This is a genomic window from Corallococcus exercitus (genome assembly GCF_042231735.1).
GTDB lineage: Bacteria > Myxococcota > Myxococcia > Myxococcales > Myxococcaceae > Corallococcus > Corallococcus exercitus_B.
Genome location: NZ_CP102577.1, coordinates 3,035,180 through 3,051,716, shown reverse-complemented (window position 1 = coordinate 3,051,716; position 16,537 = coordinate 3,035,180). Strand labels below are relative to the sequence as shown.

At 69.9% G+C, this 16,537-nt stretch carries 10 protein-coding genes; all 10 read left to right on the top strand.

Going from position 1 to position 16,537, the window contains the following annotated elements; genetic code table 11:
• The first annotated feature begins 92 nt into the window (after positions 1-92).
• The 10 genes from NR792_RS11585 to NR792_RS11540 all read left to right on the top strand — a co-directional run bounded on the left by NR792_RS11585 (position 93) and on the right by NR792_RS11540 (position 16,503).
• A complete protein-coding gene (locus NR792_RS11585) occupies positions 93-2,285 on the top strand; it encodes a protein kinase (RefSeq protein ID WP_375760120.1) in 2,193 nt (730 codons plus the stop codon).
• A gap of 89 nt (positions 2,286-2,374) precedes the next feature.
• Positions 2,375-3,367 carry a glycine--tRNA ligase subunit alpha gene (gene glyQ, locus NR792_RS11580; RefSeq protein ID WP_375760119.1) on the top strand — a complete coding sequence of 331 codons (993 nt, stop codon included), beginning with the start codon at positions 2,375-2,377 and terminating at the stop codon, positions 3,365-3,367.
• On the top strand, positions 3,357-5,468 hold the full coding sequence (gene glyS / locus NR792_RS11575) for a glycine--tRNA ligase subunit beta (RefSeq protein WP_375760118.1): 2,112 nt from the start codon (positions 3,357-3,359) through the stop codon (positions 5,466-5,468). The genes glyQ and glyS overlap by 11 nt, the downstream gene beginning before the upstream one ends.
• A 169-nt stretch (positions 5,469-5,637) precedes the next feature.
• On the top strand, positions 5,638-7,167 hold the full coding sequence (locus NR792_RS11570; protein ID WP_375760117.1) for a YncE family protein: 1,530 nt from the start codon (positions 5,638-5,640) through the stop codon (positions 7,165-7,167).
• Positions 7,168-7,169: 2 nt separating this feature from the next.
• Positions 7,170-9,320, top strand: coding sequence for a hypothetical protein (locus NR792_RS11565; RefSeq protein WP_375760116.1), 2,151 nt, complete (start codon positions 7,170-7,172; stop codon positions 9,318-9,320).
• Between the two features lie 63 nt (positions 9,321-9,383).
• The gene (locus NR792_RS11560) at positions 9,384-10,238 is read left to right on the top strand and encodes an FHA domain-containing protein (RefSeq protein ID WP_375760115.1); all 855 of its coding nucleotides are present in this window, start codon (positions 9,384-9,386) and stop codon (positions 10,236-10,238) included.
• Between the two features lie 113 nt (positions 10,239-10,351).
• The gene (locus tag NR792_RS11555) at positions 10,352-10,888 is read left to right on the top strand and encodes a prepilin peptidase (RefSeq protein ID WP_207057438.1); all 537 of its coding nucleotides are present in this window, start codon (positions 10,352-10,354) and stop codon (positions 10,886-10,888) included.
• Positions 10,889-10,939: 51 nt separating this feature from the next.
• Entirely contained in the window at positions 10,940-12,388 is a 1,449-nt protein-coding gene (locus NR792_RS11550) for a type II and III secretion system protein family protein (protein ID WP_375760114.1), read from the top strand.
• 148 nt (positions 12,389-12,536) lie between these two features.
• On the top strand, positions 12,537-14,294 hold the full coding sequence (locus tag NR792_RS11545) for an ATPase, T2SS/T4P/T4SS family (RefSeq protein ID WP_375760113.1): 1,758 nt from the start codon (positions 12,537-12,539) through the stop codon (positions 14,292-14,294).
• Positions 14,295-14,301: 7 nt separating this feature from the next.
• On the top strand, positions 14,302-16,503 hold the full coding sequence (locus NR792_RS11540; RefSeq protein WP_375760112.1) for an FHA domain-containing protein: 2,202 nt from the start codon (positions 14,302-14,304) through the stop codon (positions 16,501-16,503).
• The last annotated feature ends 34 nt before the right edge of the window (positions 16,504-16,537 follow it).

Here is a 16,537-nt window from a genome sequence, read left to right as displayed (position 1 = left end):
CCATGAGCATGCAGGGTGGCGCCGGAGAAGATCCCGACCGGGGGCGGCGCATCGGAAAGTACGAGATCCTGACGCGCCTCTCGATGGGAGGGATGGCGGAGCTGTTCCTCGCGTTCACCTCCGGCCCCGGTGGCTTCCGCAAGTTCGTGGCGGTGAAGCAGATCCTCCCCGACATCAAGAAGGACGACCAGTTCGTCAAGATGTTCCTCGACGAGGCGCGCATCACCGCGGCCTTCTCGCACGCGAACATCGGACAGGTGTTCGACCTGGGCGAGGAGGACGGCGAGCTGTACCTCGCCATGGAGTTCCTGCCCGGCCAGAACCTGGAGCAGGTGGTGAAGATGGCGGAGCGGCGCAAGTACGCGCTGCCGCTGGGCTTCAGCGCGCGCGTCATCCGCGACACGTGCCTGGGCCTGCACTACGCCCACCACTTCATGGATCCGTCGGGCCGCCCCGTGGCGGTGGTGCACCGCGACGTGTCGCCGAAGAACGTGATGCTCACCTACGACGGCGTCGTGAAGGTGATCGACTTCGGCATCGCCAAGGCGCGCGGCAAGCTGGGCCGCACGCAGGTGGGCACCGTGAAGGGGACCAGCGGGTACATGTCCCCGGAGCAGGTGCGCAACAAGGACCTGGATGGCCGCAGCGACCAGTTCTCCACGGGGGTGATGTTCCACGAGCTGCTGGCCGGACAGCGCCTGTTCAACGCGCCGGGCGAGGCGGCCGTGATGATGCAGATCGTGGACGGGGACATCCCCGCGCCGCGCTCGCTCAACGCGGCCGTGCCGGAGGCCCTGGAAGCGGTGGTGCTCAAGGCGCTGTCGCGCGACGCGGCCCAGCGCTTCGGCACCTGCCGGGAGATGGCGCGCGCCATCGAGGCCACGCTGGGCGCGGAGCTGTTCGACGAAGACCAGATGACCGCCGTCATGGGCGAGCTCTTCGAGGAGAAGCGCCAGAAGACGCGCACCCTCCTGGAGCTGGCCAGCCGCGCCGAGGACGCCCGCGTCAGCGAGGCCGCCGGTGCGCTCCAGGCCGAGGAGGGCACGGATCAAGCCGCCGCCGCGGCCACCGCGCAGGTGAAGTCGCCGCACGCGGAAGCCCCGCAGCCGGACGTCGCCGCGTCCTTCAAGCCCACGCCCGTCCGCCGCACCGCGACCGAGTCCGCGACGCCCGCCCCGCGCGCGACCCCGCGCCCCGCCGCTGAAGCCCCCGAGGCCCGCGCCTCCCGCGTCAACACGCCGACGGTCACCCCGCGAGCACAGCGGCCCTCGGGTTCGGACGCGGCGCCCATTCCCCGGGTCATCCGTCCTCCCGCTGACGCCGTGCGGCCCTCGCGGGCACGTCCCATCGCGAGGCCCGAACCCGCCGAGGCCCGCGGCGCGCCCCCGTCAGGGCCGCTGATGGATCCGCCCAGCGATCTCCAGACGCAGCGCTTCCGCACCCGTCCGGCGCGGGGCACCGCGCGGCCGTCCCGCCATGAGGAGGAGGAGGTCGCCGAAGCGCCTCCCGCGCCCGCGCCTGCCCGCGAAAGCTCCGGCTGGGGCATGCGGCTGCTGCTGCTCCTCATCCTGGGGGGCGTGGGCTACGCGGCGACGCTCGAGCCCGTGCGCCGCCTGTTCATGCCCGCGTACGACTCCGCGAAGCAGTGGGTGAAGGCGGAGCTGGATCCGGCCCCGCCCGTGGACCCCGCCGCGAACGGCGCGTGGCCGCCGAAGCCCTCCGGTCCTCCGCCGGGCTTCGTCCAGAAGACCGAAACCCCGGAGCCCCAGAAGACGCCGGAGGTGGAGCCGCCTCCGTCCGAGCCCGTGGTGGACGCCACGACCGTCGACACGAAGAAGACGCCCGCGGGCAAGGGTGGCCGCAAGACGAAGCCGGCCCCCAGTGCTCCGGCCGCCACTCCCGCCGCGCCCGCGGTGGCGAAGGCCGAGCCGCGCCCCGCGAAGCCCGAGCCCTCGGAGTGGCCTCCGGAGCCCGTCACCACCGTCACGCAGACCGAGAACCCGGAGGTGCTCGACACCTCCACCTCGCATGGCGCGGCGAAGGCGGGCCTGGGCTGGCTGACGCTCTACACGGTGCCGAAGAACGCGGCGGTGTTCGACGGCGCCACGCAGCTGGGCACGTCCCCGCTCATCAAGTTCCCACTGCCCATCGGGACGTACCGGCTGCGCGTGGTGGACCCGCAGGACCCCGGTGGGACGAGCAAGCTGTTGTCCGCTCCCATTCGTCCGGGCGAGGTGACGAAGCTGCAGATTCGACTGGCCGACCTCCCGGCCTACGCGGACTGATGGCCGTCCTTGACGCTCCTGGACCCCCTCACTAGGGTCCGCCGCGTTCCGCCTCTGCCTTCGACGCACTGCGAGAAGGACTCGCCATCATGTATTTCCAGGACCTCATCCTCACGCTCCAGAAGCACTGGGCCGACCAGGGATGCATCGTCACCCAGTCGTACGACACGGAAGTCGGCGCGGGCACGATGGCCCCGTACACGTTCCTCCGCGCGCTCGGTCCCGAGCCCTGGAACGTCGCGTACGTGCAGCCCTCGCGGCGTCCCGCCGACGGCCGCTTCGGTGAGAACCCGAACCGCCTGTTCCAGCACCACCAGTTCCAGGTCATCCTCAAGCCCGCGCCCAAGAACGTCCAGGAGCTGTACCTGGAGTCGCTGCGGAAGGTGGGAATGGATCCGCTGGAGCACGACATCCGCTTCGTGGAGGACGACTGGGAGTCGCCCACGCTGGGCGCCTGGGGCCTGGGCTGGGAGGTGTGGTGCGACGGGATGGAGGTGACGCAGTTCACCTACTTCCAGCAGTGCGGCGGCTTCGACTGCCGCCCCGTGTCCGCGGAGCTGACGTACGGGCTCGAGCGCCTGATCATGAACCTGCAGAACGTGGAGAACGTCTACGACATCGAGTGGGTCAAGGGCGTGAAGTACCGCGAGGTGTTCCACGCGAACGAAGTGGAGATGAGCAAGTACGCCCTCCACGAGTCCGACCCGCAGATGCTCTTCTCGATGTTCGACGCGTACGAGAAGGAGTGCAAGCGGCTCATCGAGCGCCACCTGCCGATGCCCGCGTACGACTACGCGCTGAAGTGCTCGCACACGTTCAACCTGCTGGACGCGCGCGGCGCCATCTCCGTCACCGAGCGCGCCAATTTCATCAAGCGCGTGCGTGACAACGCGCGCCTGTGCGCGGAAGGGTATCTCCAGATGCGCGAGCGGCTGGGCTACCCGCTGACGAAGACGCCATGGACCGTGGGTCAGCAGCCGCCGGTGCTGGAGGGCAAGCCCGCCAGCGACTACTGGAAGACGGTGCAGCTGAACAAGCCGGTGGAGAAGAAGGAGAAGGCGGAGGTGGCCCGTGGCGCGTGATCTTCTGCTGGAGGTCGGTGCCGAGGAGCTCCCGGCGTCGTTCATCATCCCCGCGCTGGAGGACCTGAAGCGCGTGCTCACCGAGCGCATGGCCGACGCCCGCCTGAAGCACGGCGAGGTGCGCACGTTCGGCACGCCGCGCCGGCTGGCCGTCCAGGTCCGCGACGTGGCGGACGCGGGCGAGGACATCACGAAGGAGGTGCTGGGCCCCAGCGCCAAGGCCGCCTTCGACGCGCAGGGCAAGCCCACCAAGGCGGCGGAGAAGTTCGCCGAAAGCGTCAAGCTGTCCGTGGACGCGCTCGGGCGCACCACCACGGCCAAGGGCGAGTACGTCTCCGCGCGCGTGGAGGAGAAGGGCCGTCCGGCGGAGGCCATCCTCCAGGACGCGCTGCACGCGGCCGTGCATGGCATCAACTTCAAGAAGTCCATGCGCTGGGGTGACGTGGACACGGCCTTCGCGCGCCCGGTGCAGTGGCTGGTGGCGCTCCTGGGCGACACGGAGCTGCCGGTGGTGCTGGGCGACGTGAAGGCGGGCCGCACGACCTACGGCCACCGCTTCCTCGCGCCGGGCGCCATCACGCTGAAGGCGCCCTCGGACTACGAGGCCTCGCTGGAGAAGGCGCACGTGGTGCCGGACATCGCGAAGCGCCGCGCGGAGCTGCTGCGCAAGGTGAACGCCGCGGCCACTTCGGCGGGCGCTCGGCTGCTGGAGGACGAGGGGCTGGTGGACCAGGTGACGAACCTGGTGGAGCTGCCGAGCCCCGTGGTGGGCAGCTTCGAGGAGCGCCACCTGGACCTGCCGCCGGAGGTGCTGGTGCAGGAGATGAAGAGCCACCAGCGCTACTTCTCGCTGACGGACGCGAAGGGGAAGCTGCTGCCGCGCTTCATCGCCGTGTCCAACACGCCGGTGCGCGACGAGCAGCTGTCCCTGCGCGGCTACCAGCGCGTGCTGGCGGCGCGGCTCGCGGACGGGCGCTTCTTCTTCGACGAGGACCGGCGCACGCCGCTGGCCGACCGCGTGGAGAAGCTGGGCCGCGTGGTGTGGCAGGGCCAGCTGGGCACGTACCTGGAGAAGGTGGAGCGCTTCCGCTCGCTGGCGGGCTTCCTGGCCCAGGCCACGGGCAGGGCAGGGGAGGCGGCCACGGTGGAGCGCGCCGCCACGCTGTCCAAGGCGGACCTCGTCACCGGCATGGTGGGCGAGTTCCCGGAGCTCCAGGGCGTGATGGGCCGCGAGTACGCGAAGGCGGGCGGCGAGCCCGATGCGGTGGCGCTGGCCATCTTCGAGCACTACCTGCCCCGCGGCGCCGAGGACGCGCTGCCGTCGCAGGACGCGGGCGCGCTCATCGGCCTGGCGGACCGGCTGGACTCGCTGTGCGGCATCTTCGCCATCGGCAAGGCGCCGTCCGGCGCGGCGGATCCGTTCGCGCTGCGCCGCGCGTGCCTGTCCATCATCCGCATCGTGCTGGGGCGCGGCTACCGCTTCAGCCTGTCCGCCGCGGTGGACGAGGCGCTGCGCCTCTTGGCCCCGAAGCTGGCCAACGTGAAGCGCAAGCCGGGTGAGGCGGCCCCGCGCGAGCAGGTGCTGGAGTTCTTCCGCGGCCGCCTCAAGGCGCTGTGGGGCGAGCAGCACCGCACGGACGTCGTGGAGGCGGTGCTGGCCGTGGGCTTCGACGACCTCGTCGCGGCGAAGAAGCGCCTGGAGGCCCTGAGCGTGCTCGTGGGCCACTCGGACTTCCAGCCGCTGGCGGCGGCGTTCAAGCGCGTGGTCAACATCGTGGAGAAGCAGGGCAAGGACGTGGCGGGCGGGCAGACCAACCCGCAGCGCTTCACGGACGAGCCGGAGAAGAACCTCCACACCGCCTTCACCCAGGCCCGCGACAAGGTGGGCGAGCGCGTGCGCGCGGACGACTTCGCCGGGGCGCTCAAGGAGATCACCGGCCTGAAGCCCGCCGTGGACACCTTCTTCGACAAGGTGATGGTGATGGCCGAGGACAAGGACCTGCGGGAGAACCGCATCCGGTTCCTCACGGAGATTGGCGCCCTGTTCAACCAGGTGGCGGACTTTTCCAAGATCCAGGCCGAAACCGCCGCGGCGGCCTGAGCCCGGCCGCCCGTTCCCCGCCGGAGCGTGCCCGTCTCCCCGCCAGGGGAGCGGCGCACGCCGTCCGTGCGGGGCAGGGGGATGTCAGCAGGAGGGCGACCAGGGAATAGAGATATACCTATTCGGTTGCCCGGGGCAGGGCGCCGTTCCTACACTCCGCCCCCCTCTGATGCGCCTCCATTTCCTGACCCCCGCGCTGCTGCTCCTCGGTGCGTGTTCGATTGAATCCGAACCGAACCCGCCTCCGTCCACCCGCTTCGTGTACCCCAGCGGGGTGGCGTTCTGGCGCCCTCCGGCGGTGGGAGGGCCCTCGGAGAGCAACGGCTACCTCTTCGTCGCGAACGCCAACTTCGACAACTGCTACGACTCCGGTTCGGTGGTGGCGCTGAACCTGGACACGCTGCGCACGCAGGTGGACGGGCAGTCCGTGACGGTGCCCCGCCTGGGCGGCACGCTCCCGGACTCGGCGCTCGCCTTCGAGGACCTGGCGTCCGCGGACGAGTCGCTCGTGCAGATCCGCAGCTTCGCGGGTGAGCTGAGCCTGTGGGTGAACCCGGCCAGCGGGCTGCCTCGCCTGTTCGTTCCCTCGCGCGCGGAGGGCAACAACCTGCACGCGGTGGACGTGGGCTTGGATGCCAACGGCGCGCCGGTGCTCAACTGCGTGCAGGGCGGCGAGGACTGCCGCAACGGCGCGCTGTCGCTCTCGGACGACATCCCGGAGTCCCTGCGCGTGGAAGGCCGCGCGGACCTGCCCCGGGCCCCGTCGCCCATCGGCGTGACGGTGGATGAGGCGAGCGGCACGCTGTACGTGACGCACTCCGAGGCCGCGGACTCGCCGGCGAAGTCGAGCACCAACTTCGAGAACTACCTGGCCACGGTGAAGCTGGACAACCCCACGCGCGACACGCTGGGCTTCATCCCGCTGTCGCCCGAGGGCTACCTCTACGGCGGCTCGGATTCCGTGACGGTGGGCGCGGGCTACCTCTACGTGACGGGCCGCAACTTCGTGGCCGGCATCAGCGGCACGGTGCCCGGCAACTTCGTGCTGCGGCTGGTGGACAAGAACGAGCCCGGCACCGTCCTGGAGCCCTCGCTGCAGTCGGTCTTCAGCATCCGCGAGGCGCGAGCGGCGCGCGTGGTGCCCCGGCCGGTGACGGCGGCGGAGCGGGCGGCGCGCCCGAACTTCGTGCGCGAGCGGCTGTACATGCTGGCGCGCGGCCCGGACACGCTGCTCACCCTCGACTTCGAATACGACGCGGTGCCGGGCGCCGCCGCCACCCAGCCCTTCTTCCGGGTGGTCTCCGCGGTGCCCCTGCCGGACGGCGTGAGCGACATGCAGCTCATCGAGCGGACGCCGGGCACGCCCACCGCGGACACCAACATCCTCGCGGTGACGAGCACTGGCGACAGCGCGCTGTCCCTGTACGACGAGGCGCTCGGGCAGGTCGTGGCGCAGGTGCCGCTCGTCAACAACCTCAACCAGACCAGCAACCCGTCGCAGGCCTTCGGCCTGACGGTGGACAACCCGGCCGGGACGAACGCGGCCCGGCTGTTCGTGACCAACTTCGGTGACGGACAGGTGGCCATCGTGGACATCCCCGACCTCGCGCGCCCCCAGGACGCGAGGCTGGTGGCGAAGCTGGGCACGCAGCAACAGCGCGATCCGAACCAGGGCACCAGCGTGTGCCAGGAGAACTGACCTTGAAGCGCGGCTTTCTTGCTGCCCTGTTGCTGAGCGGCGCGAGCTTCGCGCTCGCCTGCTCCGACACCACCTCCACCGCGGGCGCCGCCGGCCTGTCCGGCACGTACGACCTGGTGCTCTCCAACCAGCTCGTCTTCGTCACCTCGCAGGACCGGGATGAGCTGCGTGTGCTGGACCTGACGCGCTCGCCGCGTGAGTTCCTCCCCGCGCCGAACCCGCTGGAGCCGCTGTCCATCCCCGTCATCGCGCGGCCCGACTCGCTCATCCGCGACGTGGGCTACGACGCCACCGGCAACGACGTGTCCGGCCCGTACATCTACGCGCGCAGCTCCGGCGGCCGCGAAATCTCCGTGGTGGCCGCGGACCGCGCGCGCCTCAACGAGGTGACGCGCCTGTCGACCGGCCAGCTCATCACCGCCTTCGCCGCGCACGCCCCGGCGGCGGACGGCGCGCCGAGCATCCTGTACTACGCGCTCCAGACGCGCCCGCAGGCCGCCGAGCAGCTGTGCGGTCCCTTCGGCGGCGGCGTGGTGATGCGCCAGGACCTGCCCGGTCCGGAGGGCTTCGACGCGGCCGCGCTGCCACCCGCGCTGCCGGTGTTCTGCCTCAAGCCGGCGGACACCGTGCTGTCCATGATCGCGCTGCCCGCGCAGGCCAACGTGACGGACTCGCTGGTGCTCGCCATCCGCAACGTGTCCGGCACCAGCCGGCTGGTGCGCGCCGTCGCGGACGGGGCCTCCGTGGAGATTCCGTACAAGCGGCCGCGTCCGGCCCCCTTCACGGTGCCCACGTACACGGACCTGGTGGACATCCCGGCGCGGCTCGTCGCCACGCACCCCAGCTACAAGGTGTCGGAGACCGAGACCGTGCCCGCCGGCCGCTACGTGTACGTGGTGCTGGATGAGCTGACGTGCAACTCGTCGGACTGCGAGGGCGTCATCGCGCTCGACAACGGGCCGGATCCGCTGGCGCCCTCCACGGCGCCGGTGCTCGCCCGGGACGTCACCGGCGCACCCATGCTGACCCTGAAGCCGACCCGGGGCCTGCCCACGGGCCTCACGCTGCGCACGGGCCTGGAGGTCCGCGAGTTCCTGGCGGACGGCGTGGCCTACTCCACCGCCGTTCCGCTGCTGGGCATCGTGCCGTCGTCCAGCGGGGAGATCACCCTGTTCCGCGCCGACGAGCGGCGCGCGTTCAACCTGGACCGCGACCCGGAAAACGGGCCGCTGAGCGCGTCCGTGGTCGCGGAGCTGCGCGACAGCACCGAGGCCGTGCGCGCGGATCAGTTCCAGGCCATCACCGTGTCGGAGCCGGGCTGCCCCCAGGTGGAGGCGACCAACGCCACGGCGTTCCTCTGCAACGGGACGGTGCCCAACGGCACCTACCGCTTCGTCTTCCAGGGCGCGCTGCCCGGCCTGATCAACCTCTCGCGCGACCTGACCGCGGAGGAGGCTCCGCTGCTCATCGAGACCACCCTGGCGACGTCGCGGGGCGTGGTGCCCGGGGACTCCATCGTGCTGGCGAACAACGCGGGCGCCTGCCCGGCGGCCATCCCCATCCTCCGCCTGGAGGACCAGGGCAACGGCCTCACGCGGCTCTACCCGGACCTGTCCGACCCGGCCATCGCCACGGCGGTGGAGCCCTGCGCCTCGTACCCGCTCTTCTCCGTGCGCGCGGGCCCGAACGTGAAGCCCTACCTGCTCTATGCGGGCGCGGAGAGCAGCGCCTCGTTCATCCAACGCCTGGACGTGAACGAGCCGTACACGGTCGCCAGCTTCCTGGACTACTACGCGCACCCGGACGGCTTCGACCTGGGGCTGGAGCCGCCCAGGTCGCCCACCACCTACGTGCCCGCGCCGCTGACGCTCACGATGACCGCGACCATCGGCTCCCAGAGCCGGCTGGTGGCCGGGGACCGCTACGTGGTGACGCTGCTGCCGCGCTTCCGCCGCTTCGTCTTCGAGGTGGACACCAGCCAGACGAGCAACCTGTCGGTCTACACCCTGCCTGCCTCCGTGGTGGCCACGGACGTGGAGGGCTCCAGCCTGGCCTTCATCGCGTACCCCTCGGCGGACGGCATCCTCCAGGTGGCCCTGGAGTCCATCAGCGACAACGCCAAGAACCTCCAGTTTCTCCGGCCCTTCCAGTAACTGGGCGCGCCCGGCAGGCTCTGCTATCGTTCCCCACGTCCAGCATTTCCCGAGCCAAGACCGATGATCGATCAGAACTCCCGTCCCGCACGCAAGGTCGGCATCGCCGAGCACCTGTGGGAGACGTACGAAGAGATGGCCCAGCAGATGGGGTCGGATCGCGACGCGCTCATCAACCAGGCGCTGTTCATGTTCGCGCGCCTCAACGGCTTCATCGACGTGAAGACGAAGGGGGAGCCCGCGGTGGCGGCGGTGCCCTCGCCCGCGCCTTCTGCGCGAGCGGCCGCCGCGCCGCCCCCGGCCGCCGCGGCCAAGGGCGGGCCGCCGGTGCTGGCGCCCGCGCCGGCCTCGTCGCGCCCCGCCGCGCGCAGCGGCTCGGAGGAGCGTCCCTCCTCCAACGGGCTGGACAATGATCCGGTGCGCCGCGAGGTCGCCGAGCGCGTCCTGGAGACGGCCGCCGAGCTGGAGCGGCTCATCAAGGGCAAGAACGAGCCGCCCCCGCCCGCCGCGGACGACATGATCGAGGACGAGGAGGAGCCCCTGCCGGAGCAGGAGGAGCCGCCGCTCGACGACATGCAGGACGAGGCTCCCGAGGAGGCCGAAGAGGAGCCCATGGAGGAGGCGGACGAGGAGGAGGGCGCCGCGCTCTACCTCGTCACCGAGTCCGGCGAGCAGGAGAAGATCGTCAAGGACCGCTACGTCATCGGCCGCGGCAAGCACTGCGACTTCGTCATCAACTCCGGCAAGGTGTCGCGCGAGCACGCCGTCATCGCCCGCGACGGCGGCGACTTCTACATCGAGGACCTCGGCTCCTCGAACGGGACCTGGTTCAACAAGCAGCGCATCAAGCGCCGCAAGGTTGAAGACGGGGACGAGTACTTCATCTGCAGCGAGAAGATCCGCCTCGTCATCCACTGAGGCGCGGGATGACGCAGGGCCCCACGGTGCGATGGCCTTGTTCAGGAATTGACGGGCTCGGGGCCTCCATTGTTTGATGGGGGTCGCCTGCTCCCCATGGGAGCAGGTGCCGAATGACACCTGTTCAGCTCGCGCTGTGGACGATTCTGGGAGTGGCCCTGGTGATTGCGGTGGTGACCGACGTGCTGCGCCGGCTCATCCCGAACGCCGTGACCTATCCGCTCATCGTGCTGGGGCTCGGGGTGCGCGGCGTGTCCGAGGGGTGGGGCGGGCTGGAGTCGGGGCTGGTGAGCGGGCTTCTGGCGGGCGCGGGACTCGCGCTGCTGCTGGTGCCGGGTGCGCTGCGCGGGCGCATGGGGTGGGGTGACGTCAAGCTGATGGCGGGCGTGGGCTGCGTGCTGGGCTTTCCCACGGTGCTCGCGGCGGCGGCCTTCATCTCGCTGGTGGGAGCGCTGCAGGCAATCGTCACGCTGCTGTGGCAGGGGGCCGTCTGGGACACGCTGGCGGCGGTGGCCCGTCGCTGGGCGGTGCGGATGAAATGGATGCGCGAGGAAACCTCGCCCGCTCCCGTACGACACATCCCCTACGGCGTCTCCATCGCGCTCGGGACTTTCTGGGCCATGTGGTGGCAGCAACAACATCTGGGATAGCGCGCTGCTTCGTCCGGGCGCGCGCACGCACGCAAGAAGGGGATTCACACGATGTCCACTCGCTTCACGCAAGCCCTGGCGCTCGGCGCCCTCGTCACCCTGGTGGCCAGTGCCCCCGCCCTGGCCCAGGAGGGCAGCACCGTCAGCCTGGGCGTGGGTACCCAGAAGGTGCTCACCATCCCCGGCCTCAGCCGCGTCGCGCTGGGTGACCCGTCCATCGCCGAGGTGAAGACGCTCGGCACCGGCCAGCTGCTCGTCACCGGCAACCAGGAGGGCAAGACGACGCTGCTCGTCTGGAAGTCCTCCGGTCAGCGCATCAGCTACCTCGTCACCGTCCGCAAGCAGGACCCCAACGAGGTCATCTCGGAGATCAAGCGCCTCCTGGGTGAAATCGAAGGCGTGTCCGTGCGCATGGTGGGCGACCGCATCTACCTGGACGGTCAGGCCTACACCACGCAGGACGCGGACCGCATCGAGCAGGTGGTGAGCCTCTACCCGAACGTGAAGTCGTTCGTGAAGATCGCCCCCAACGCCAAGAAGCTGGTCGCCCAGAACCTGAACGCGGCCTTCCAGAAGGCGGGCCTGAAGAACGTGCAGGCCAACGTGGTGGGCGCGACCATCTTCCTGGAGGGCTCCGTGGAGAGCCAGCAGGACCTCCAGAAGGCGGAGCTCATCACCAAGGCCATCGGTGAGAAGGTGGAGAACCTGCTCGTCGTCGGCATCAAGCGGATGATCCTCTCCGAGGTCCAGTTCGTCGAAATCCGCCGCAACAGCCGCGACCGCTACGGCATCAAGTACCCCACGGACATCACCGGCTCGCTGACCGCCACCGCGACGCTGAACAAGGCGCTCATCCCGTCCGGCGACGCCGTCTCCAACCTCATCCTGGGCGCGACGGGCGGCTCGGACCTGAGCATCGGCTTCCAGGCCAACGACGGTTACGGCCGCCTGCTGGCGCAGCCCAAGCTGGTGTGCGCCAGCGGTGAGAAGGCGGAGTTCCTCGCCGGCGGCGAGGTCCCGATTCCGCTCATCACCAACACGCAGTTCACGGTGGAGTACAAGCCCTACGGCGTCATCCTGAACATCCGCCCCACCGCGGACCGCAACGGCAACATCCAGACGGAGGTGGAGGCGGAGGCCTCTGAAATCGACACCTCCGTGTCCGTGTCCTTCGGTGGTTCGTCCGCCATCCCCGGCTTCCGCACCCGCAAGGTGAAGACGAACGTCACCGTGCGCCACGGTGAGACCATCGTGCTGTCGGGCGTGTTCAGTCACGACGAGCAGAAGGCCGTCGCGAAGCTGCCGGGCCTGGGCCACATCCCCATCGTGGGCGAGCTGTTCAAGAACCGCGCGTTCGACTCCACCAAGCGCGAGCTGGTGATCTTCGTCACCCCGCGCATCGTGAACCCGGACTCGGACAAGGTCCGCAGCATCATCGAGGACGTGAAGACCCGCTACAAGCAGGCCCGCTCCGAGGTGAACTTCAACATCTTCGACTGACGGCTCCCAAAGCCCTCCGTCGGTTCCGGGCCGGCCCCATCCCTGCTTCAGCGGGGGCGGGTGCCGGCCCGTTCGTTACCGGGCAGCAGGCGGGCGAGCGTCGCAGGAGTCTTTGAGGTCGTAGGAGGGCTTGGTAGCATCCCGACCCATGTTTCTCATCACGCTGACGGAGAAGGGTGGCGGGTCGGAGCAGCGGGAGTACCCCAAGAACGAGATCACGATCGGCCGGATTGCCGGCAACGACATCGTCCTCGCCAAGGGGAACGTCTCCAAGAACCACTCCCGCATCGTCGAAAAGGACGGCCGCTTCATCATCGTGGACATGAAGTCCACGAACGGCACCTTCGTGAACGGCAAGAAGATCGCCGGTCCCATGGTGCTCAAGCCGACCGACCAGGTCTCCATCGGCGACTACATCCTCAACGTCGAGCCGCTGCCCGACGAGCCCGCCGACGAGGGCTACGACGAGGAGCAGGGCGAGGAGGCCTACGAGGAGGAAGAGGCCTACGAGGAGGAAGAGGCCTACGAGGAGGAGGAGGCGCCCGCGCCGGCCGCCGCCGCTCCCAGCCGCATGCCCGCGTCCATGGCCGCGGCCATGGCCCGCAACAAGCGCAAGGTGGACCCCCGGCTGGAGCGCTACTCGCGGCTCCAGAAGGAGATCCACGACCGGCTCATCGAGTACCTGGACCTGCGCCGCATGGACATGGACCGGCTCGGGGACGAGGAGCTCTGGCGCCGCACCGAGAAGGCCATCCGGGACATCATCGACCAGATGGAGGCGGACCAGGAGCTTCCCGGGGACGTGGACCGGGAGGAGCTGCTCACCGACGTCATCAACGAGGCGCTGGGCCTGGGGCCCCTGGAAGCGTTCCTCGCGTCGGAAGAGATCAGCGAGATCATGGTGAACCACGCCAACCAGATCTACATCGAGCGCAAGGGCAAGCTGACCCTGTCGGAGAAGACGTTCTCCTCCAACCAGGCGGTGCTCGGCGTCATCGAGCGCATCGTGGCGCCCATTGGCCGGCGCATCGACGAGTCCAGCCCGCTGGTGGACGCGCGCCTCAAGGACGGCAGCCGCGTGAACGCCATCATCCCGCCGCTGGCGCTCAAGGGCCCCTGCATCACCATCCGCAAGTTCAAGAAGGACGCGCTGAAGATCCAGGACCTCATCAAGTACAAGACCATCACCGCGCAGATGGCCGAGTTCCTGGAGATGTGCGTCACGGCCCGCCGCAACATCGTCATCTCCGGCGGCACGGGCTCCGGCAAGACGACGACGCTGAACATCATCAGCTCGTTCATCCCGGAGGGTGAGCGCATCATCACGGTGGAGGACGCGGCGGAGCTTCAGCTGCCGCAGGACCACTGGGTGCAGCTGGAGAGCCGCCCGCCCAACCTGGAAGGCAAGGGCGCCATCACCATCCGCGAGCTGGTGAAGAACTGCCTGCGCATGCGGCCCGACCGCATCGTCGTGGGCGAGTGCCGCTCCGGCGAGACGCTGGACATGCTCCAGGCCATGAACACCGGCCACGACGGTTCGCTCACCACGCTGCACGCGAACACGCCGCGCGACGCCATCGCCCGGCTGGAGACGATGGTGCTCATGTCCGGCATGGAGCTGCCGGTGAAGGCCATCCGCGAGCAGATCGCCAGCGCCGTGCACCTCATCGTGCAGCAGACGCGCTTCTCCGACGGGACGCGCAAGATCTGCTTCGTCACGGAGGTGTCCGGCATGGAGGTCGACATCGTGACCCTCCAGGACATCTTCTATTACAAGCAGGACGGTTTCACGGAGGACCACAAGGTGCGGGGGCGCTTCGTGGCTTCGGGCTTCGTGCCGAAGTTCTACGACGAGCTCCAGCGCAAGGGCATTCCCGTGAACATGAGCATCTTCCGCGAGGACTGACGCGCCCATGGCAACCCTGGTCGTCCGTCACCCTGACGGCACTGAGCACGAGCACGAGATCGCTGGCGAGCTGAAGATTGGCCGCCAGCAGGGCAATGACCTGGTCCTCACGGAAGGCGGCGTGTCGCGGCAGCACGCGCGCGTCTACGCGGAGGGCGGCACCGTCTACATCGAGGACGGAGGCAGCCAGAACGGCACCTTCGTGGACGGTGAGCGCATCGACGGGCCCACGGCGCTGACGCCGGGCTCGCAGGTGCTCCTGGGCGACTACGAGCTGAAGCTCAAGGGCAGCGCCCGGAGCACCAGCGGCCGCCGCTCGAAGACGCCTCCGCCCGAGGATCCCGCGACGCTCGCGGACGCGCCCGTGAAGGGCACGCGCGCCATGCCCAGCATCCGCGCCAAGGCCACCCAGAACGGCGCCGCGAGGCCCGAGGGCGCGCTGGCGAAGCGGCCCGCTCGCTCCGTGCCCGCGGGTGCCGGGGCGGGCGCGGGCGCGGGCCCGGTGCTCAAGGGCATGACGGGGCCGTGGGCGGGCAAGTCCTATCCCCTCGGCGGCACGGTGCTGGTGGGCCGGGCGCCTCCGGCGGCGGTCGTCCTGGATGACGACTCCGTGAGCCGCAAGCACGCGGAGGTGCAGCGCGAGGGCACCGCCGTGCGCGCGCGCGACCTGGGCAGCGCCAACGGCACCCTGCTCAACGGCGAGCTGCTGGGCGAGGAGTTCGTCGACCTGCAGCCCGGGGACGTCCTCCAGTTCGGCGTGGTGGAGATGACCTACGAGGCCTCCGACACGCCCGCGCGGCGTCCGGGGACGGGCGCGGTGCCGCCCCGCCGTGGCAGCCGGGCGGAGCCCGCGGCGGACAGCAAGCGCAAGCTGCTGGTGGTCGCGGGTGGCGTGGTGGCCCTGCTGGCGGTGGCGGCGGTGGTGAAGTCCTCCGTCGGGCCGGCGAAGGCCCAGAAGCCCGTCGCGGCCGCGCCGTTGGATCCCGCGCAGCAGGTGCAGGAGCTGCTCAGCGAGTGCCGCTCCTATGCCTCCAACGAGATGGGCGCCCCCAACTGGGAGCGCGCCGAGGCCACGTGCGAGCAGGTGCTCGACATGGACCCCATCAACGCCGAGGCGAACACCCTCGTGCGGCGCATCAAGCTGGAGAAGGAGGCCTTCGACAACTTCGAGGCCGCGAAGAAGGCCATCGAGCTCAACCGCGAGAAGGAAGCGCTGACGCTGCTGCGCAAGATTCCGAAGGAGAGCGAGTACTTCCGCCGCGCCCGCTCCAAGGCGCGGGAGACGGCCGAGCAGTTCGTGGAGCGCGCGAAGGACGACTGCAAGCGCTACCTGAACAACTCGCAGTGGGGACCCGCGGTGCCGCGCTGCCAGGAGTACATGGAGGTGTGGTGCCAGAAGCAGAGCAAGGAGGACCTGGAGCCGCCCATTGGCCAGACGCTCCGCCTGGAGGGTGGCCTGCGCAGGAACGACTGGCGCCCCAAGGACGCCATGTTCGTGAAGTTCCTCATCGCCCGCACGCGGGTGGACCGCGGCGCCGCGCCGTGGACGTGCCCGGTGTCCGACATCCTGGCGGCGGATGAGCTGGGCCCGGATCAGGCCAGCGAGGTGCGCGCCATGTTCAGCAAGCGCTACGCCCCGAAGCTCGTCCAGGCGGCGATGATGGACTACTGGACCGGCCGCGGCAGCGAGTCCGTGGCCACGCTGCAGAAGCTGCGCGCGAAGGTGGACCAGGCGGAGTTCCACTCCCTGGCGGACGAGCTCATCCGCGACGTGTCCAACGTGGATCAGCTCTTCAAGACGGGCGAGAGCGCCATCACCAACGAGGACCCCGAGCGCGCGGTGGCGCCGTTCAAGGAGGCGCTGGCGACGGACAAGCGCATCATGGCGGAGCTCGCCGAGTCCCACGTGTCCTTCTATCGGAAGAACATCTTCCAGGACATGGCGAACGCGGCCTACCTGCGCGGCAAGCACTTCGCCGACCGCGAGGACCGCCGCCGCGGCTGCCGCATCTGGAAGCTGGGCTTCGACTTCTTCAAGGGCAACACGGACCTGAACCGCGTGGTGGCCTTCTGCTCCACGCAGGCGCAGAACGCGCTGTCCGCCGTGGGCGGCTGTTCGGACCTGGCCGTGGTGGAGGACTACGCCGTGCCGGGCGACGGCATCGCGGAGCAGGTGAAGGCGAAGAAGGCCGAGCTGAAGTGCCGCTGAGCGGCGCTTGGCCGCGAGGCCTCGTGGACAGGGA

What these genes read in the sequence shown, in the direction of transcription:
- NR792_RS11540 (WP_375760112.1), top strand. Translation starts at nt 14,302, where the DNA reads ATGGCAACCCTGGTCGTCCGTCACCCTGACGGCACTGAGCACGAGCAC.
- NR792_RS11555 (WP_207057438.1), top strand. Translation starts at nt 10,352, where the DNA reads ATGACACCTGTTCAGCTCGCGCTGTGGACGATTCTGGGAGTGGCCCTG.
- NR792_RS11545 (WP_375760113.1), top strand. Translation starts at nt 12,537, where the DNA reads ATGTTTCTCATCACGCTGACGGAGAAGGGTGGCGGGTCGGAGCAGCGG.
- NR792_RS11585 (WP_375760120.1), top strand. Translation starts at nt 93, where the DNA reads ATGGCGGAGCTGTTCCTCGCGTTCACCTCCGGCCCCGGTGGCTTCCGC.
- NR792_RS11560 (WP_375760115.1), top strand. Translation starts at nt 9,384, where the DNA reads ATGATCGATCAGAACTCCCGTCCCGCACGCAAGGTCGGCATCGCCGAG.
- glyQ (WP_375760119.1), top strand. Translation starts at nt 2,375, where the DNA reads ATGTATTTCCAGGACCTCATCCTCACGCTCCAGAAGCACTGGGCCGAC.
- NR792_RS11570 (WP_375760117.1), top strand. Translation starts at nt 5,638, where the DNA reads ATGCGCCTCCATTTCCTGACCCCCGCGCTGCTGCTCCTCGGTGCGTGT.
- NR792_RS11550 (WP_375760114.1), top strand. Translation starts at nt 10,940, where the DNA reads ATGTCCACTCGCTTCACGCAAGCCCTGGCGCTCGGCGCCCTCGTCACC.